This is a genomic window from Kitasatospora sp. NPDC038210 (assembly GCF_055600605.1).
Map to the genome: position 1 here is coordinate 249,817 of NZ_JBVJYK010000001.1, position 16,517 is coordinate 266,333.

Sequence of the window (16,517 nt, forward strand, 5' to 3'; positions counted from 1 at the left end):
CAGGCCGGGCGCCCGCCCGGGGCGAACACCCTCGGGCCAGTGAACTTCCCTCAGGAGAGAGCACGTTGAACCGGATCCTGTACGTCTACGTCAAGGGCGGAGCCCCGCTCGACTACGCCTTCCCGCGCATCGCCGCCTGCGGCGAACTGCACGTCCTCGCGCTGGCGCCGCTGCCCACCGCCGCCGAGGAGGTGTGGCGCCCCAGCTGCACCAGCATCGAAACGGTCCCCGAGGCGCCGCGCGGCGACGACCTGGTCGAGCTGATCGTGGAGTACGCGAAGGCCATCGGGGCCGACGCGGTGCTCACGCTCTCCGAGTTCGCGGTGCTCGCCGTCGCGCACGCCGCGAGCCGGCTCGGCCTGGCCGGCGCGGGCGAAGGGATCGTCCGCGCCCGGGACAAGCGGCTGATGCGGGAGGCGTGGGCCGCCGCCGGGGTGCCGATCCCCGGCTTCCGCCGGGTCGACAGCCTCGCCGACCTGGACGCCGCCCTCGCCGAGTTCACGCCCCCGCTGCTGCTCAAGCCGGCCTGGGGCGCCGGCTCGGTCGCCCAGATCGTGCTGGAGCGGGCCGAGGACGCCGCGCCGGCGTGGGACGAGATCGAGCGCGGCCTGCAGGCCGGCAGCAAGGTCGGCATGAACGAGCTCTACGCCCCCGACACCGACCGGGACCGGCTGGTCGAGGAGATCGCCCAGGGCTCCACCGACGGCTGGTACGAGGAGCCCGGCTACGGCGACTACGTGAGCGTGGAGGGGATCGTCGCCGACGGCGTCTACCGTCCGCTCGCCATCACCGCCAAGCTGCCGACCGTCCCGTCCTTCGTCGAAGTGGCCAGCACCTCGCCCTCCGTCATGGCGGTGCCCCTGCAGCGCCGGATCGAGGAGGTCTCGCGGCAGGCCGTCGACGCGCTCGGGCTGGAGAACTGCGGCACCCACACCGAGCTCAAGCTGATGAAGGACGGCGAGCTGGTGGTCATCGAGACCGCGGCCCGGTTCGGCGGTCTGCTGACGACCCGGCAGGTCCACGAGGTCTTCGGGCTCGACCCGATCGGCATGCTGGTCCGGCAGTTGCTGGGCGAGCGCGTCGACTACCCCGGGGCCATGCTCACCGACGGGGTCCGGGCGGCCGCCTCGGTGGCCGTCGTCCCGGCCGACGCGTTCGGCGTGCCCTGGCGCACCCGCCCGGTCTGGGACCCGCAGGCCGTGGACTGGCAGAGCCTGCTGTCCCCGGGCAGCACCATCGAGGCCGTCCCCGGTTTCGCCATGCCGGCCGGACAGCCGGTGCCCGCCTTCGACCCGAACGCCGGGTCGCGCAACTGGCTCGGGGTCTACCTGCTGAGCGCCGTCGACGCCGACACCCTGCAGCGCGACTGCAACGCGGTGCTGAACGGCCTGGAAGCCGCCCTGCACCGCGCCGCCGGCTGACCCCCGCCCCACCCGACCACCGAGGTACTTCGATGCGTGTACTGTTCGCCGGCGCACCCGGCGTCGGCCATCTCTTCCCGCTGGTTCCGCTCGCCCGGGCGGTGCGCGGGCTCGGCCACGAGGTCGCGGTGGCCTCGATGGACGGCGGCGAGGCGGTCGCCGCGTCCGGGCTGCCGTACCTGCCGCTCGCCCCCGGCGTGGACTGGCGCCTGGAGATCCGCGAGGCCGGCCGCACCCGGCGGCCCGACCTGATGCGGCGGGTCGTCGAGACCAACGCGGCCGACCGCGAGGCCTTCGTCCCGCTGGCCGCGCACGTCAACAGCACGGTGGCCGACGCCACCGTCGAACTCGCCGCGCAGTGGCGGCCGGACCTGGTGGTGTACGAGTACCTGTTCCCGGTGGCCCTCCTCGCGGCGACCACCCTCGGCGTGCCCGCCGTCCAGCACGACCTCGGATTCGTCCGCACCCCCGGGCTGCGCGAACTGATGCTCACCGAGATGGCGGACACCTTCGCCCGGCACGGGATCGACCGGCTGCCCGAGCCGGCCGAGACCCTCGACGTCGCCCCGCCGAGCATGGCCGGCACCGAGCGGTACGGCCGCACCCTGCGGCCCGTCGCCTACAACGGCGAAGGCGCCCTGCCCGAGCCCCTGGCCGCCCCCGCCCACCGCCCGCGGGTGGCGGTCACCCTGGGCACCGTGCCGCCCAAGACCGACGGCCTGACCAGGATCGAGCGGGTGATCGCGGCCGCCGCCGAGGTCGACGCCGACTTCGTCCTCGCCACCGGCGAACTCGACCTCGGCACGCTCGGCACCCTGCCGGACAACGTCCACGCGTACGGCTGGGTGCCCTGGCGGGCCCTGCTGGACACCTGCGCCGCCGCGATCCACCACGGCGGCAGCGGCACCGCACTCGCCGCCCTGGACGCGGGCATCCCGCAACTCGCCCTGCCCGACGGCTCCGACCGCTTCATCAACGCCCACGCGGTCCGCGACCGCGGCGCCGGCCTCAGCGCGGGCGCCGAGGAGATCGGCCCGGCCCTGCTGGAGCGCCTGCTCACCGACCCCGGCCCGGCCGCGGCCGCCCGCGAGGTCAGCGCCGAGCTCGCGGCGATGCCGAGCCCGACCGAGGTGGCCGAGCACCTCCTCGGTCTCGGAGCACTCGGCGGCTGAGGCCGGCCGACGGGGGCCGCGAACCCGCAGCCCCCGCCGAGCGCTTCGCCGAAGGCCCCGGAGACGGTCCCGGTACCGGCCCCCGGCGGGCGGCTTCCCCACGAGGGGCTCACGGCGCGGGCGGTCGTGCTGCGCCGGATGCGGCCCGTGGTCGACTCGCGGCGACCGGCGCGACCGCCGGTTCTCCGCGTGGAGACGCCGGCAGCGCTCGAAACACGGGGCTTCACGGCGGACTTGGACGCGGAGCCCCCGACACCCGGCCCGGCTCGGCCCGGAGCTCCCGACTTCCCCTTCACGGTGACCGACGCGGGCCCGGAGCTGTTCGCCGTCGCCCCTGGCTCGACCTGCGAGGTGGAGTGGCACCTCGAACCGGACCGGACGAGCGCGGCGGGCCATCGTCCTGGAGGACCGCCCGGTAGCCCGGCCCGGCGCTCAGTCGGCGGTCGCAGTCACGGGGGTCCGGGGCGGGCGACCGGTGGGCGGTTCAGGCGACCAGGTCGGGCTGTCGGGCGTCGCCCGGGTGGGGCGGCGCGCCTTCCGGCAGGTCGCGGCCGAGCAGGAGGAGCGCCCCCGCCGGGACGCCGTAGGTCAGGACCCGGTCGGCGTCCCTGGTGTGCTGGACGGCAGGGTCCAGCACACCGGGGAAGCGAGTCTGCGTGCAGGTGCGCCGACGGACGGCGGCCACCCAGGGCAGGACCATGGCGACTCCCGCGTAGGCGCGGGCGCGTCCGTCGGGCCAGGTCGGGTCGAGGGCGCGGCCGTGCTCGTCGGCGCACCAGGCGTGGTGGGTCACCGTGCCGTCGTCCTCGATCACGTAGCCCTCTACGTACGCCAGGGCGGGCGATCTGCGGGCGACGCGCCAGGCGTTGGGGAAGCAGGCGCCGCCGTTGCCCCGCCGGGGCATGCCGGCCGGCCAGGGGCACGGCTCCTGGAGGCGCCCCTGGGCGAGGACCACGGCTTCGGCGGTGAGCGCGCCGCGCGCGGCCCTCGCCCGCAGCGCGCCGACAAGGGCCCGCTCGGGGCGGGAGGTTCCGGCGTTCACGGTGGAGGACACGCTCGTCAGTCTTCTCAACCCCCAAGGGCGGCGCGAGAAGTACTACGCCATCCGATGGCCCGGGTCGCTCTACACCGCGCCGAGGAACCCGGGGTCGGCGGCGCCCAGCTGCCGCGCGAAGTCGGCTGCGACCCCGAGGACTTCGCGCATCGGCACGGCCCGGCGAGCCGTGCCGGAGAGGTCCGCGTGCGCCTCCTCGGACCACAGGAACGGAAACACCGTGATGCCCTGGGAGAGCGCGAGTTCCTCGGCCTCCGCGCGCCAGCCGGGCCAGCGCAGCCCGTCGTAGAACGCCTCCGTGCCGCCCGAGAGGAGCCAGGAGACCCATGCGGAGTGGCCCATGTCCAGGGCCTCCCACTCCAGGGTGTCGGGGGCGAAGTAGGTGATCTGTCCCGGTATCCCCGGGCGGCCGCCGGCGGCCGGGTCGTGGCCGTTGAGTGCGAAGACACCGCCGACGGCGTCGTGGCCGACGACCAGGCCGGTGGCGGGGTGCCAGGCGGGGTCGAACGTGGTGGGGAAGCGGTTGACCCGCCCGAGGCTGGGCAGGCCGCCGTTCGCCGCGCCGCCGTTCTGCGCTGCACCGCCGTTCTCCGCCGGGCCGCCGCCCGCCGCCGGGGCGCCGCCGCCGAAGACGCGCACCCAGCCGTGGTCCAGCAGCAACCCGCCGGTGTGCAGCATCAGCGCGCCGAGCACGGAGCGCGCGGTGACCTGCAGCTGCAGCAGGCAGCGGCGTCCCTCGTCGCGGTCGGCGGGCAGCACACGGGCGGGGACGGGGCTCGCCGCGACCACCGCCGCCAGCTCGGGCCAGGCCGGATCGTCCACCTCGGTCAGTTCGTCGATCGCGCGCATCCGAGGATGATCGCACCGCGGCCGGCCGCACCGCCGGGCGGGTGGCCGACGCGCGGCTGGCCGACGGCGCGGCCGACGACGCCCTGTCAGCGCCCCGTCAGTGCCCTGCCGGTGGCATGTCGGTGCTGTGAGCGGTCTGTTCGTGTGCTGTGGGCGGCCCGCCGCAGGCTGGTCCACACCAGCACCACCGACCCACGGGAGGTCCACCGTGTCGAGCAACAACCGGACGAGCAACACCGAAGCCGGCAACACCGAGCCCGGCCACCGCGAGCCCGGCCACCGCGAGCCCGGCCACCGCGAGCCCGGCCACGCCGAGCCGATCAGCCCCGGGCCCGACGGCGGCAGCGCCCGCCCGACCTCGGTCCTGGTCTCCGGCGCCGGGATCGCCGGCACCGCCCTCGCCTACTGGCTGCAGCGCTACGGCTTCCGCGTCACCGTGGTCGAGCGCGCCCGGGCGCTGCGCGGCGGCGGTCAGGCGGTGGACATCCGTGGCAACGCCCTGGACGTCGTCGAGCGCATGGGCCTGCTGGCGGAGGTCCGGGCCCGCAGGACCGGCCTGCGCGGGATGTCCGTGGTCGACGCGGACGGCCGCGAACTGAGCCGCACCACCGAGTGGACGGCCAGTGGCGGCGAGGTCGGCGGTCCCGACGTGGAGATCCTGCGCGACGAGCTCGCGGAGCTGATCGCGGGAGCGGCCGGGCCGGGCGTGGAGTACCGGTTCGACGACTCGATCGACACCCTCGTCCAGTACGGGGACGGCGTGCAGGTCCGGTTCCGCAGCGGTACCGAGCAGTCGTTCGACCTCGTCGTGGGCGCCGACGGCCTGCACTCGAACACCCGCCGGCTCGTCTTCGGCCCCGAGGCCGACTACCTGCACTCCATCGGCACCTACATCGCCGGCTGGAGCGTCCCCAATCACCTCGGCCTGGACCGCTGGGAGATCGTCCAGCAGGCCGACACCGGCTGGAGCAGCCTGGTGATGACCGTCCGCGACAACACCGAACTGCGGGTCTTCGTCGGCTTCGCCACCGACGAGCCGCTGGAACGCATGCTGCCCCGGGACCGCACCGCCCAGCGCCGGCTGGTCGCCGAGCGCTGCGCCGGGATGGGCTGGGAGATGCCGCGCTTCCTCCGGGGGATGTGGGAGACGGACGCCTTCCACTACGACGTCGTCGCCCAGATCCGGATGGAGCACTGGTCCAACGACCGCGTCGTCCTGCTCGGCGACGCCGGGTACTGCTGCTCCCCGTTCACCGGCCAGGGCACCAGCGTGGCCCTGACCGCGGCCTACGTCCTGGCCGGGGAGCTGCACGCGGCGGACGGCGACCACCGGCGCGCCTTCCCCGCCTACGAGAAGCGGCTGCGTGACCACGTCGCGGCCAACCAGGCCATCCTGGAGCTGACCACCAGGGTCTACGGCATCGACGCCGCGACCGCCGGCCCGGAGGAGGACGCCGAAGCCCCCGGCGCCACGGCCGGGCCCGGCCTCGACCGTCCCGGCCCGGAGACGGAGGCGGCCTTCCGTGCCGCCACCGTCTTCGACCTGCCCGACTACTGAGGGCGCGTCACCGAGGAGCGGGCCCCGACCGACCGGCAGGACCGGCCGGCCGGGGCGGGCGGCGCGGTCGGGGCGGCGCGGCCAGGGGGCGCTCAGCCCTCGAACGGGTCCTCCAGCACCGGGATGCACGGTGACAGCAGCGGCTCGGTGTGCTCGGTGACCCGGCCTCGGACCATCCTGAGGACGCGGACGTCGTTCTCGTGGGGGTGGTCCTCGTCGTCGCGGACGTGCAGCAGGCCGTACGAGCCGGGCGCGCGCTCGCCGACCTCGCGGAAGAAGTCGACGATCTCCGGATCCCGGTGGTTCGGGTGGCCGGCGAGGTGGAGGAAGAGCGAACCGTTCATCCACCGCAGGTCCAGGAGGTACGGGGTGGCGATCTCGTCGATCCGGCGCCGGATGCCCCCGGCGATCTCCCGCAGGCGGGCCTCGACGAGGCCCGTGTCGTCGGCCTCGGCCTCGGCTTCGGCCGTCTCCAGGACGTTGATCCACCCGTGGTACTCGAACACGGCTCGGCAGCCTACCGACCGGCGGCCGCCGCTCGCTGGGCTCATCGCCGGCGGCCGTCGCCGACCGGCCCCCGGCCGTGTGCGGTCAGCCGGCGGCCGGGGCGAGTTCGGCGGCGAGCCTGCGCAGGTCGGGGCCGTACTCGGGGTTGGCGAGGGCGGCGGCGAACTGGGCGCGGAGGTAGGCGGCGGGGTTGCCGGTGTCGTACCAGGTGCCGTCGATGACCTGGCCGTAGACGGCGCGGCGTGCGGCGTAGGCGTTGATGGCGTCGGTGAGGTAGACCTCGTCCTCCGGCTTCTCGTGCCAGCGGCGGGTGAGTTCGCGCAGTTCGTCGACGATGCCGGGGGTGATGACGTAGCCGCCGATGGCCGCGTACGCGGAGGGCGCGTCGACGGGCTTCGGCTTCTCGACCAGCCCGGTGATCCGGAGCGAGCCGCCGCCGAGGTCCTCCTTCACCACCGGCACGCCGTAGCGGTAGGAGTCCTCGGGGGCCATCGGCATCAGCGCCAGGACCGGCGCGTTCGTCTGCTCGTACGCCCGGATCAGCTGCTGCGCGCGGGGGACCTCGGCCACGAACACGTCGTCGGGCCACAGCACCAGGCAGGGGTCGTCGCCGAGGTGGCGGGCGGCGTTGAGCACCGGCGTGCCGTTGCCGTACGGGCCGTGCTGGTAGAGGTAGCTGATGTGGCCGCGACGGGACAGCTCGCCGACCTCCTCGACCGCGTCCGCGAAGGCCGCCTTGCCGTCGCGGCGCAACTGGTCGACGAGGACGGGGTTGGGGCGGAAGTGCTCCTGGATCATGCCCTTGTCGCCGTTGACGACGATGGTGATGTCGGTGATGCCGCTCTCGATCAGCTCGCGCACGGTGTGTTCGATCACCGGCTTGTCGCCGACCGGCAGCATCTCCTTCGGCGTGGCCTTGGTCAGCGGCAGGAGGCGGGATCCGAGTCCGGCGGCGGGGATGACGGCTCGGCGGATCGTCCTGGGGGCCATGTGCCCTCTCTCGTCTCGACGGTGGTGCGGCGCGCGGGTGCGGTGCAGGTGCCTGCACGAGGTCGCGGTGACGTCACGCTACCAAGGCTTCCGGTGTGATTGTTTCCGTTGACCTGCTGGGGAGTTGGGGTCGTGGATCAAGAATTCGTCGACCGTTCACCGGGGCGCCGGCGGCGCGTGCGCCTGCTCGCCCCGGGGCGCCTTGCCGCCGGGCCACCGGGCCACCGGGCCGCCGGGGCGCGGGCACGGGCGCGTATGCGGCGGTGCGGCGGGATCGCGGGAAGTCCGTGGGAGAGTTCCGGCGGAGGACGTCAAGACGGCGGCGCCCGCTCCGACCACCGGTCGGAGCGGCCCCGCCGGGGCCCGCACACCCGAGGGAGTCACGAGATGAAGTTCCTGATCAGCCTGCACATCAACCCGGCTGTGCTGGACGCGCTGACCGACGAGGAGAAGGCGGCGATCGGCGCCGGGCACGGCAGGTTCATCGAGGAGGTGAAGGAGTCCGGCGAGCTGATCCTCACGCAGGCGCTGGTCGACCCGTCGCAGGCCGCCGTGGTGACCGTCCGCAACGGGCAGCCGGTGGTGACGGACGGCCCGTTCCTGGAGGCCAAGGAGTTCCTGGGCGGCTTCTACCTGGTCGACTGCGAGGACAGGGCGCGCGCGATCGAGCTGGCGGCCCGGATCCCGGACACCCGGATCGCGGGCCTGGGCGTCGAGGTGCGGCAGGTGATGTTCTCCGACGGAAACTTGGAGGCATGACGGCTACGGGCAACGAGGACGACGAACGCAACCGGGACACCGGGGACCTGCTGCGTGGGCTCACGCCGCAGGTCCTCGGCACGCTGGTGCGGAAGTACGGCCGGTTCGAGGGGTGCGAGGACGCCGTGCAGGAGGCCGTCCTGGCCGCCGCCGTGCAGTGGCCGTCCGAGGGGGTGCCGGCCAACCCGCGCGGCTGGCTGGTGACGGTCGCCTCCCGGCGGCTGGTCGACCAGGTGCGCAGCGACCGGGCGCGCCGGGAGCGGGAGTCGGCGACGGCGGCCGCCGAGGTGGTGCCGGAGGGGGTGCCGGACACCGACGACACCCTGCTGCTGCTGTTCCTGTGCTGCCACCCGGCGTTGACCGCCGCCTCCCGGACCGCCCTGACGCTGCGGGCGGTCGGCGGGCTGACCACGGCCGAGATCGCCCGTGCGTTCCTGGTGCCGGAGGCCACGATGGCGGCCCGGATCAGCCGGGCCAAGCAGCGGATCCGGGCCGCCGGGAGCTCGTTCGCGCCGCCCGCGGGCGCCGAGCGCGAGGAGCGGCTGCGGGTCGTCCTGCACGTGCTCTACCTGATCTTCAACGAGGGCTACACCGCGTCCTCGGGCAGCGAGCTGGACCGCCCGGACCTCGCCCGCGAGGCCGTCCGGCTGACCAGGGCGGTGCACGCGCAGCTGCCCGGGGACGGCGAGGTGGCCGGGCTGCTGGCGCTGATGCTGCTGACCGACGCCCGGCGGAGCGCCCGGACGACCGCGGCCGGGGATCTCGTCCCGCTGGACGAGCAGGACCGGACGGCGTGGGACCGCGCGCTGATCGACGAGGGCACCGCGCTGGTCAAGGCGGCGCTGGCCGGGCCGGCGCTCGGCCCGTACCAGCTGCAGGCCGCCATCGCCGCCACCCACGCCGACGCGGACACCGCCGAGGACACCGACTGGCGGCAGGTGCACGGCCTCTACCTGATCCTGGAGCGGATCGCGCCCAACCCGGTGGTCACCCTCAACCGTGCCATCGCCCTGTCCGAGGTCGAGGGCCCGCAGGCCGGGCTGGCCCTCCTCGCCACCCTGGACGCCGACGCCCGGATGGCCGGGCACCACCGGCTGCTGTCCGTGCGGGCGCACCTGCTGGAGAAGGCCGGCGACCGCGCCGGGGCGTACGAGCACTACCGCCGCGCCGCGCGGGCCACCGCGAGCCTGGCGGAGCAGCGCTACCTGGAGGACCGCGCGGGGCGGGTCCGGCAGGTCTGACCGTTCGGCGGGCGGTCCGGCCCGTCCGCCCGCCCCGGCCGGGGTGACGGCCGTCAGCCCGGCCCGTCGGCCTCGTCGGTCGCCGGCGGCCAGTCCTCGAAGACCCGCAGGCGCAGCCGGGAGCGGCTGAAGTCCGCGAACCACCGCAGCCACTCGTTCTGCCCGGCCAGGGCGGCGCGGGCCGTCGCGTACCAGTCCTCGCGGTCGAGGAGCGCGAGGTAGGCGGCGAGGACCGCGTCGAGCTGCGCGGGGGTGCAGCCGGAGTACTCGGGGGATTCGGTGGCCAGGTGCAGCGTCAGCGAGGCCACGACGCAGAAGCGCTCGACGGTGGGCGGCGGGTCGCCCGCGTGGTGGGCGTGGGCCGCCAGGACGGCCGCGGAGTGCGGGTAGTGGCGCAGGGTCATTCCCATGCCGGCGCTCTGCGTCATGATCTGCAGCAGCCGCCCGGTGTGGTCCAGCAGTTCGCGGTCCCGCCCCAACTCCGGGAGCACCTCGTGCAGTCGGGCGGCCGTGGCGGCCCTGCCCGCGAAGTAGCCGTTGAGGAAGTCGCCGTCGACTGCCCGGCGCAGCAGCCACGGGCGGGTGGCCGGGTCGTCGAGCCGGCAGAGCGCCTCGACGACGTGGACCCGCCCCCACCCGGCCACCCGGTCGGCCAGCCAGAGCAGGTGCGCCGCTCCGCCGTCGAGGCGTTCGAGTGCGTGCGCCGCGAGCGGGCCGGAGGTTCCGGACAGCAGCCCGATCGTCCGGATCAGCGGGCCGTCGTCCGGCGCGGCGGCTTCGGCGAGCAGCGCGAGCCCGACGGCGACGGCACCCTCGTCGCTGCCGTGGCGCACCAGCCACCGTCCGGTCCGCCGGACCCGCCACGCGTCGGTGCACCGGCGGGCGGCCGCGGCGACGTCCGCGTTGCGGTGGATCGGGACGTGGAGGTCGCGGAACGCGTCGGCCAGTGCGCCGGGTCGGGCGGCCGGCTCGGCGAAGTGCGCGTCCAGGACGCGGGCGACCGGGAGGCCCGCCGTCCGCAGGTCGTCGGGCGCAGCGGGGCGTGGTCGACCGTCGTCGGGGTACGGCTTCCCGTCGCGGGGCAGCGGCTCGTTCGGGTTCTGCCGGTGCAGGCGTACCGCGTGGTCGTACAGGCCGGTTCGGGTGTCGGGCGGCCGGGGCCCGGGCGCCGCGCTCACCAGCGGTCGGTGGACTCGATTCTCGTGATCACGGCGCCGATGGTCGCACCCGAACTCCGCGCTTGGCAAGCGGTTTTACGATCCGTACCCCGGCCGGTCCCGAGCGGTGGGCCCCCGCCGACCGCAGCGACGCGGACGACGGGGGCCTGAAGACGGACCTTCAGCCGCCGGCCTTCAGGACCTGGGCGGCCGCCACGCCGGCCGCGCTGTTGCCGTGGCCGCCGCCCTCGACCTCGGCGGCGACGGCGAGGTCGCCGCGGTAGGCGATGAACCAGCTGTTGGTGGCCTGGCTGCCGCCGGCCTCGACGGTGCCGGTCTTGGCGCCGATCTGGCCGGACAGGCCGGACATCGGGGCGCGGGCGGTGCCCTGGGTGGCGGTCTTGGACATCATCGAGCGCAGGTCCCGGGCGACGTCGGCGGGGAGCTTCCCGGGTGCCGTCGCGCGCTTGGCGTCCTCCCGCAGCACGGGCTGGCGGAACGTTCCGCTCTGCACGGTGGCGGCGACCGAGGCCATCGCCAGCGAGTTGACCTGGATCCTGCCCTGGCCGATGTACTCGGAGGCCGCGTCGTCGTTGTTCGCCGGCACCGGGACGGTGGCGTCCCGGCTGTCGATGCCGATGTGCCACTCCAGGCCGAGGCCGAACTGGTCGCGGGCCACCTTGGTGAGCGTGCCCGGCTGCAGCTTCTCCAGGCCCTTGTCGATGAAGCCGGTGTTGCAGGAGTGGCTGAAGTCGTCCGCGAGCGTGTACGAGGGGAAGTTGCCCGGCTCGTCGTTGTGCCACGGGCGCGGTGAGAAGGTGGTGTCCTTGCACGGCACCACGGTGTCCGGGGACACCCCGGCCTCCAGCAGGGCGGCGGAGGTGATCACCTTCATCGTGGAGCCGGGTGCCTGGCCGCCCAGGACCGCGCGGTTGTAGCTGCTCGGCGAGTAGGCCATCGCCAGGATGTTCCCGGTGCTCGGCTGGACGGCCACCAGCGAGGCCTGCTTGCCGCCCGCCGCCTGCTGCTTGACCGCCTCCTCGGCGACCTGCTGGAGGCCGGCGTCCAGGGTCAGCTTGACCTGCGGTGCGCTCGGCGGGGTCAGTACGAACAGCTGCTCGGGCTCCCGCCCGGGGCCCGAGAGCACCACGGCCCGCCCGTTGACGACGGTCGCACCGTCGGCGGGGCCGATCTTGGCGAGCACGGCGGTCAGCGACGGGAAGCCGTCGAGCGGCTTGCCGTTGCGGTCGACCGGCTTGGACACCGGGCCGGGCAACTGCTTCACGGCGATCGTGCCGCCCGTGGCGAGGTGCGGGTGGAGCACGGTCGGCGCCCAGTGCACGACGGCCTTGCCGTCCTGGGAGCGGCCGACGCTGAGCGCGCTGTCGTACTCCCAGGCGCCCGTGGTGTTCTCGAACTCGGCCTTCACCCGGAAGCCGACGGCCGGATCGCTCGCCGTGCCGGCGGGGGCGGGGCCCGTCGGGGTCAGCGCGAGCGAGCGGGTCGGCACGTTCTCGCGGAACACGGCCAGTGCGGCGCGGGCGGTCTCCGGCCTGTCCGTGAGGGCGGAGGCGGCGGTCACGTCCCCGCGGCCCCAGGCCGCCAGGAAGTCCTTCGCCACCGCCGCGGCCTGGTCGGCGGTCGGTGGCTCCTGCGGGCCCTTCGCCGCGGTGTCGGGCCCCTGCGTGCCGCCGCCGTCGCTGCTCGACGTGTTGCCGCCCTGCACGGCGTCCACGATGTTGTAGAGGCCGTACCCGCCGACGGCCAGCAGCGCGGCGAACACCCCGCCCGCCGCCACCAGCACGGCCCGCCGCGCACCCGAGCGGCGCGGGGCCTCCTCCTCGTCCGCGAACTCGACGCCCCGGTACCCGACGTCCTCGAACTGGCCGTGGCCGTCGTCGAGCTCGGTGTACCCGGCGAAGTCGTCCGGCTCCTGCGCCTCGCGCATGTCCTCGTCCCCCCTGTGTCCTGCCTGATCACGGGCCCGCCCCCTCCGGCAGTCCCCGGCCCGCTGCCCGCCCGGTCGTCCGGCGATCCGTTCGAGCGCGGACCAGCCTATGCGGAGCCGGGCGATCGGTCGACAGCAGGAGCCGCGGGGCCCGCCGGCCCGCCCGGCGGGCCCCGCGGCGCGCCGCTACGCCCAGGGATCGGTGAAGGCGCGGCCCGGGACGGGCTTGGCGATCACGGCGACGGCGGTGAAGAAGTTGACCTGGCCGATGGCGATCATCAGGGTGGCCAGGGCCGTCTCGTCGTAGTGCTCGGCGACCTCGGCGTACAGCGCGTCGGAGACGCGCTCGCCGTGCGGGTCGGGCCGGAGGGCGGCCTCGACCAGGGCGAGGGCGGCCCGCTCGGGGGCGGTGAAGTACGGCGAGTCCTGCCAGGAGGCGACCGAGGTGATCCGCTCCTCGCTCTCGCCGGCCTTGCGGAGGAAGCCGGTGTGCAGGACGGTCAGGTAGGTGTTGGCGGCGATCTGGCCCGCCCGCAGCTGGACCAGGCCGATGGTGCTGCGGGGCACCGAGCGGTTGCCGGTGGCCCGGAAGAGCGCGGCCGACACCTCGGCCAGTGCGGGCACGAGCTGAACCGGGTCCTGGGCCATCCGGGGGCGCAGCGGGATCTCGGTGGTGATCGATCGGGTGGTCATCGTCGTGTTCCTCTCGGGAGCGGCCGGAGCGGCCGGAGCGGCCGGCGCGGCGGGAGCGCCGCGGTCGGTGTGATCGGCGGTGCCGTCACCTCCCCGACGGATCCCGCGGCGCCGTTGTGACAGCGCCGCCGCACATGCGTGCGTCCGAGCACCGCGCGGGAGGGCTCAGCGCAGGACCGCGGGCGTCGGCCCGTCCGGCCGCACGGTGATGCTGTAGACGGCGCCCGACGGCTTGGCGCGGAACTCCACCGCGCCCATCGGCAGCAGGAGTTCGAGGAGGGCCGTGGTCTCCCGGAGGGCGAACTGGGTGCCCAGGCAGGCGCGGGCGCCGAGGCCGAAGGGGAAGTAGGCGCCGAGCTGGCCGGGGCGTTCCGCGCCCGGGGCGAAGCGGGCCGGGTCGAACCGCTCGGGGTCGGGCCACAGGGCCGGGTCGCGGTGGGTGAGGTACGGGCAGATCAGCACGTCCGTCCCGGCGGCGATGCGGTGGCCGGCGACGACGTCGTCCTCGACGGCGTGCCGGGGGAGCAGCCAGGCGGAGGGGTAGAGCCGCAGCGTCTCGCTCACCAGCGCGTGCGGGTCGGCCGTCCGGGCCCCGGGGTGGTCGTCGAGGAGCAGGAAGAGCCAGGTCAGCGTGGTGGCGGTGGTCTCGTGCCCGGCGACGAGCAGGGTGACTAGCTCGTCGCGGATCAGGGTGTCGGTGTACTCCGGGAAGCGGTCGCCCGCGTCCAGCAGCACCCGGAGCACGCCCGGTTCCTCCAGCGGGCCGGCCGAGCGCGCCGCGTCGATCGCCGCGTGCGCGACGGCGTCGACCCGGGCCAGGTCCTCGGCGACCGCGTCCCTGGCGTCCGCCGCGTTGGTCGGAAGCTTCGGCATGGCGGCCACCACCCGCTCCACCGAACGGAGTTCGTGGTCCGTCCGGTCGTCCAGCGGCAGCCCGGTGAGCGCCCGCCAGACGGTGTCCAGGGCGAAGCGGCGCATCTCCTCGCCGACGTCGAAGGTCTCCCCGCTGCGCCGGTAGCCCGCCCAGCGCTCGGCGGTGCGGTGGGCCGCGGCGGCGATCCGCCGCTCGTACGTGCGCATCCCGGTACCGGTGAACTGGGACTGCAGCAGCCGTCGCTGGCGCTTCCAGGCGTCCCCGGTGGCGGACAGCACGCCGTCCCCGACGAGCATCCGCGCGCGGTGCGAGCGCTTGACGTAGCGGTCCGGGTGGCGGCCCAGGACGTGCTGCACCGCCGCCGGGTCGGTGACCAGGACGGTCGGCGCCGGGCCGAGCCGCACCGCGGCGAGGCCGCCGACGCCGCGCTGCGCCCGGGCCAGCAGTTCGACGAGTTCGGCTCCCTCGGCCCGCCACTGCTCGACGGCCTCCGGGGCCAGCTCCGGTACCGGGCGGGTGTCCGTGCTCACGGGTGGTGTCCTTCCGCTGTACTGACGGTGCGTCCGCTTCGACTCTATGCCAGGCCGGGGTGCGGCCGGACTGCGCCGACCGGGTGGCGGTCCGGGCCGGGGCCGGCGCGGCGGCCCGGCCGGCCGTATGCGAACGGGTACCGTGCGGCGGGGCCGACCGGCCCCGCTCGCTGCGCGGATGGGAGAACGCATGCCCGGGACCCGGCACCTCGGAAGCGGCCGGACGGGCCGGACCGCCCGGTGGCTGGCCGCCGCCCTGCTCGTGCCGGCCCTGGCGGCCTGCGGAGGCGGCGGCGGAGGAGACTCCGCCTCGGGTCAGCGGAGCGACAGCGGCCAGAGTGGGAACGGGCAGACCGACGACGGCCGGACCGACGACCAGCGGACCCAGGACACCGGGAACCAGGGCGGGTTCAGGACCGCCGGCGAGCCGTCGGCGAACGTCCAGGGCACCGACAACAGCGCCCTCATCGCGCTGCACTTCACGTCGACGAGCAGCTTCGACGCCACCGTCAGCAAGGTCGCCGACTGCGGCAGTTCGGCGTACGCGGTCAACCCGGGCTCGCAGCAGGTCAGGGTGACCGACGGCGTGGGCGAGCAGGTGGAGTTCACCCTCCCGGACTGGAAGCCGGGCACGAAGGAGCGCACGATCTGCCTCACCGTCACGGTCGACGGCTCCAGCAAGCGGATCACGGCCGTGGGCAGGGTGTCGATCATCTCCCCCGACAACGGCACCACCACCTCCCCGGGCGGCAAGACTCCCGACGGCGGGGTGAGCCCGTACGGCGACACCTCGCCGGGCGCCGGGAGCAACTCCTGAGCGCTGCCGAGGAGGAGCCCCCGCACGGGCCCCCGGGCGCGCCCCGGGACGAGCCGCAGCAGCCGCCCGTGCGGCCCTGGACCGACTGGATCGCCAAGCTCGCGACCTGGGTTGCCCCGACCACCCTCCTCACCGCGCTCCTCTTCTTCTTCGGCTACGCGTACACCAGCTCGCTCTACAGCTACTTCGGCATCGACGCCGGCACGATCGGCTTCGCCACCCAGGACCTGCTGCTGCGCAGCTCGCCCGCGCTGTACGTCCCGGCCGGGGTGGCGCTGTGCGGGGCGCTGGTCGGCGCGCTGGGCTACCACCTCGCGACCAGGGCGGTCGGGGGCGGTACGGGCGGCGCCCGGACGGTCCGGTGGATCTGCCTGGCCGTGACCGCGCTGACGCTGCCGCTGCTGGTGCTCGGCTTCCTGGCCGGGTTCGAGGTGGTCGACGCCGGCCCGATGGGCACCCCGCTGCTGCTCGGGGGTGCGCTGCTGCTCGCGGTGCTGGCCCGGCTGATGTACGTGCGCAGCACCGGCGCGGCCTACCCGCTGACCGGGGAGCGCGCGGCGCTGGGCATCAGCGTGGCGCTCGTCGTGCTCTGCTCGTACTGGGCGGTCGACGGGTACGCCCAGCAGAAGGGGACGGCCGACGCCGAGCAGCTCGCCCACCACCTCTACCGGCGTCCGGCGGTCGTCCTGGACACCTCGGAGCGGCTCCACCTGGGGTGGGCGGGGGTGCGGGAGACGGTGCTGCCCGATGTCGAGCAGGGCGCGCGGTTCCGGTACCGCTACGAGGGCCTCCGGCTGCTGGCCCACTCCGGCGGCCGGATGTTCCTCGTCCCGCGCGACTGGACCTGGGAGACGGGCAACGGGCTGATCCTCCCCTTCGACTCCACCGTCCGGGTCGCCTTCCACCCCGGATGACCGCCCGCCCCGGATGACCGCCCGCCCCGGCAC

Annotated in this window: 15 protein-coding genes; 7 read left to right on the forward strand and 8 right to left on the reverse strand. The window is 75.0% G+C overall.

Going from position 1 to position 16,517, the window contains the following annotated elements:
* Positions 1 to 65: 65 nt before the first annotated feature.
* Complete coding sequence (locus ACZ7KX_RS01095; protein ID WP_470324637.1) at positions 66 to 1,421, forward strand: ATP-grasp domain-containing protein; 1,356 nt, start codon at positions 66 to 68, stop codon at positions 1,419 to 1,421.
* Positions 1,422 to 1,453: 32 nt separating this feature from the next.
* A complete protein-coding gene (locus ACZ7KX_RS01100) occupies positions 1,454 to 2,593 on the forward strand; it encodes a nucleotide disphospho-sugar-binding domain-containing protein (protein ID WP_470324638.1) in 1,140 nt (379 codons plus the stop codon).
* A gap of 484 nt (positions 2,594 to 3,077) precedes the next feature.
* On the opposite strand, the gene ACZ7KX_RS01105 is transcribed toward ACZ7KX_RS01100, so the two are convergent.
* Entirely contained in the window at positions 3,078 to 3,647 is a 570-nt protein-coding gene (locus tag ACZ7KX_RS01105; protein WP_470324639.1) for a hypothetical protein, read from the reverse strand.
* Positions 3,648 to 3,716: 69 nt separating this feature from the next.
* Positions 3,717 to 4,496 (reverse strand): DUF2625 family protein, encoded by a 780-nt coding sequence (locus ACZ7KX_RS01110; RefSeq protein WP_470324640.1) that lies wholly within the window; start codon positions 4,494 to 4,496, stop codon positions 3,717 to 3,719.
* A 208-nt stretch (positions 4,497 to 4,704) separates the two neighbouring features.
* Here ACZ7KX_RS01110 and ACZ7KX_RS01115 point away from each other — a divergent pair, with 208 nt between their 5' ends.
* Positions 4,705 to 6,054, forward strand: coding sequence for an FAD-dependent monooxygenase (locus ACZ7KX_RS01115; RefSeq protein ID WP_470324641.1), 1,350 nt, complete (start codon positions 4,705 to 4,707; stop codon positions 6,052 to 6,054).
* A gap of 92 nt (positions 6,055 to 6,146) precedes the next feature.
* On the opposite strand, the gene ACZ7KX_RS01120 is transcribed toward ACZ7KX_RS01115, so the two are convergent.
* Together ACZ7KX_RS01120 and ACZ7KX_RS01125 are read right to left on the reverse strand one after the other, a co-directional pair.
* Positions 6,147 to 6,560: an Imm7 family immunity protein gene (locus ACZ7KX_RS01120; protein WP_470324642.1), complete on the reverse strand. Its 414-nt coding sequence runs from the start codon at positions 6,558 to 6,560 to the stop codon at positions 6,147 to 6,149.
* Between the two features lie 85 nt (positions 6,561 to 6,645).
* Entirely contained in the window at positions 6,646 to 7,551 is a 906-nt protein-coding gene (locus ACZ7KX_RS01125; RefSeq protein ID WP_470324643.1) for a UTP--glucose-1-phosphate uridylyltransferase, read from the reverse strand.
* Positions 7,552 to 7,938: 387 nt separating this feature from the next.
* On the opposite strand from ACZ7KX_RS01125, the gene ACZ7KX_RS01130 reads away from it, so the two are divergent.
* Together ACZ7KX_RS01130 and ACZ7KX_RS01135 are read left to right on the forward strand one after the other, a co-directional pair.
* Positions 7,939 to 8,310, forward strand: coding sequence for a YciI family protein (locus ACZ7KX_RS01130; protein ID WP_350522004.1), 372 nt, complete (start codon positions 7,939 to 7,941; stop codon positions 8,308 to 8,310).
* Positions 8,307 to 9,551: an RNA polymerase sigma factor gene (locus ACZ7KX_RS01135; protein ID WP_470324644.1), complete on the forward strand. Its 1,245-nt coding sequence runs from the start codon at positions 8,307 to 8,309 to the stop codon at positions 9,549 to 9,551. Before ACZ7KX_RS01130 ends, ACZ7KX_RS01135 begins: the two co-directional genes overlap by 4 nt.
* 53 nt (positions 9,552 to 9,604) lie before the next feature.
* On the opposite strand, the gene ACZ7KX_RS01140 is transcribed toward ACZ7KX_RS01135, so the two are convergent.
* The 4 genes from ACZ7KX_RS01140 to ACZ7KX_RS01155 form a co-directional block, all read right to left on the reverse strand.
* Complete coding sequence (locus ACZ7KX_RS01140; protein ID WP_470324645.1) at positions 9,605 to 10,729, reverse strand: hypothetical protein; 1,125 nt, start codon at positions 10,727 to 10,729, stop codon at positions 9,605 to 9,607.
* 160 nt (positions 10,730 to 10,889) lie between these two features.
* Complete coding sequence (locus ACZ7KX_RS01145) at positions 10,890 to 12,656, reverse strand: penicillin-binding transpeptidase domain-containing protein (RefSeq protein ID WP_470324646.1); 1,767 nt, start codon at positions 12,654 to 12,656, stop codon at positions 10,890 to 10,892.
* A 186-nt stretch (positions 12,657 to 12,842) separates the two neighbouring features.
* Positions 12,843 to 13,349, reverse strand: coding sequence for a carboxymuconolactone decarboxylase family protein (locus tag ACZ7KX_RS01150; protein ID WP_350522000.1), 507 nt, complete (start codon positions 13,347 to 13,349; stop codon positions 12,843 to 12,845).
* Between the two features lie 165 nt (positions 13,350 to 13,514).
* Positions 13,515 to 14,753 carry a cytochrome P450 gene (locus ACZ7KX_RS01155; protein ID WP_470324647.1) on the reverse strand — a complete coding sequence of 413 codons (1,239 nt, stop codon included), beginning with the start codon at positions 14,751 to 14,753 and terminating at the stop codon, positions 13,515 to 13,517.
* A gap of 190 nt (positions 14,754 to 14,943) precedes the next feature.
* Here ACZ7KX_RS01155 and ACZ7KX_RS01160 point away from each other — a divergent pair, with 190 nt between their 5' ends.
* Both ACZ7KX_RS01160 and ACZ7KX_RS01165 read left to right on the forward strand, forming a co-directional pair.
* On the forward strand, positions 14,944 to 15,570 hold the full coding sequence (locus tag ACZ7KX_RS01160) for a hypothetical protein (protein ID WP_470324648.1): 627 nt from the start codon (positions 14,944 to 14,946) through the stop codon (positions 15,568 to 15,570).
* Positions 15,571 to 15,638: 68 nt separating this feature from the next.
* A complete protein-coding gene (locus ACZ7KX_RS01165; protein ID WP_470324649.1) occupies positions 15,639 to 16,484 on the forward strand; it encodes a hypothetical protein in 846 nt (281 codons plus the stop codon).
* Positions 16,485 to 16,517 lie beyond the last annotated feature (33 nt).

Excerpts from the sequence above, each read along its gene's own strand:
- ACZ7KX_RS01100 (WP_470324638.1), top strand. The coding sequence starts at position 1,454 with ATGCGTGTACTGTTCGCCGGCGCACCCGGCGTCGGCCATCTCTTCCCG.
- ACZ7KX_RS01110 (WP_470324640.1), bottom strand. The coding sequence starts at position 4,496 with ATGCGCGCGATCGACGAACTGACCGAGGTGGACGATCCGGCCTGGCCC.
- ACZ7KX_RS01125 (WP_470324643.1), bottom strand. The coding sequence starts at position 7,551 with ATGGCCCCCAGGACGATCCGCCGAGCCGTCATCCCCGCCGCCGGACTC.
- ACZ7KX_RS01130 (WP_350522004.1), top strand. The coding sequence starts at position 7,939 with ATGAAGTTCCTGATCAGCCTGCACATCAACCCGGCTGTGCTGGACGCG.
- ACZ7KX_RS01135 (WP_470324644.1), top strand. The coding sequence starts at position 8,307 with ATGACGGCTACGGGCAACGAGGACGACGAACGCAACCGGGACACCGGG.
- ACZ7KX_RS01145 (WP_470324646.1), bottom strand. The coding sequence starts at position 12,656 with ATGCGCGAGGCGCAGGAGCCGGACGACTTCGCCGGGTACACCGAGCTC.
- ACZ7KX_RS01150 (WP_350522000.1), bottom strand. The coding sequence starts at position 13,349 with ATGACCACCCGATCGATCACCACCGAGATCCCGCTGCGCCCCCGGATG.
- ACZ7KX_RS01160 (WP_470324648.1), top strand. The coding sequence starts at position 14,944 with ATGCCCGGGACCCGGCACCTCGGAAGCGGCCGGACGGGCCGGACCGCC.